Annotated in this window: 1 pseudogene; it reads left to right on the forward strand. The window is 31.7% G+C overall.

The window, feature by feature from the left end:
* Positions 1–619 precede the first annotated feature (619 nt).
* Positions 620–789: pseudogene (locus AACQ38_RS21195) on the forward strand (helix-turn-helix transcriptional regulator); the annotation flags it as partial.
* Between the last annotated feature and the right edge of the window lie 132 nt (positions 790–921).

Here is a 921-nt window from a genome sequence, read left to right on the forward strand (position 1 = left end):
GGACTAATATCTCTAATAGCCATTTTGATCTTATAGACAGGCATTGTTTTCTCCCTTTGTCACAATGATGATGAGGACGATCATATTAATTGATTAAAGGGATACCCCACAGTTTTTCATGCTCTCCTGCTACCGCATTGAATTGTGAGCCTCACGAGATCTGGCCTAGCCGATATTTTAAATTTAAATAAACTTCAAGTTTTTATGGGTTCTGCTTAGCAGAACCCTTTATCATAATTAAACTGTGAATTTGGAACACTTCGATGTAAGGTTATTACTTTAGCAATGCAATATGTAATTATTTTTATGGGTTTTAGGTGGGTACATATGTGGGTAAGATGATTTTATCTAATTTCCTGTAAACATGTTCAACATGCTAATATTTTATTTGAGTAAAATGATTATGTTTTTGATAAAGAATTACAATCTAGTAGTTATTCCTTCTGTTTATTTTTATATATTGTATATCTAATTATAGAATGGATTTCATAACGCGGAAAATTTATTCGATTATTGATTTAGTAAGAAATTCAAGTGGCAATTAAGTAATCATTCCTATTCAAACATTATACTTAATTACCTATGGTAAAAAACCATATAAAAATATCAGGATTTTATTATGGACTACGCTAGCAAGTTGAGTATTTCACCTCAAGTTATTAACACTATGCGGCAAAGTAATGAACCGTGGGGATAAAGGATAAAAATTCATGCTGGATCTATGGTAACCAAGCATATAAAGCTTTTCAAAATTTTCGCAGCTCATTTGATTACGAAGGACGGTATGATCTACTCACCCCAAACCCCGATAACCGATGATGGGTGTGATGATGGGTGTATGGAAAAAATCCGGTATAATAAAATGTATACCGGATTATTACATTAAAACGCAATAATTGAGTACTTTTTAATATATCAGTA

Origin of the sequence: Photorhabdus sp. RW14-46 (assembly GCF_963887965.1) — a bacterium.
Taxonomy (GTDB): domain Bacteria; phylum Pseudomonadota; class Gammaproteobacteria; order Enterobacterales; family Enterobacteriaceae; genus Photorhabdus; species Photorhabdus laumondii.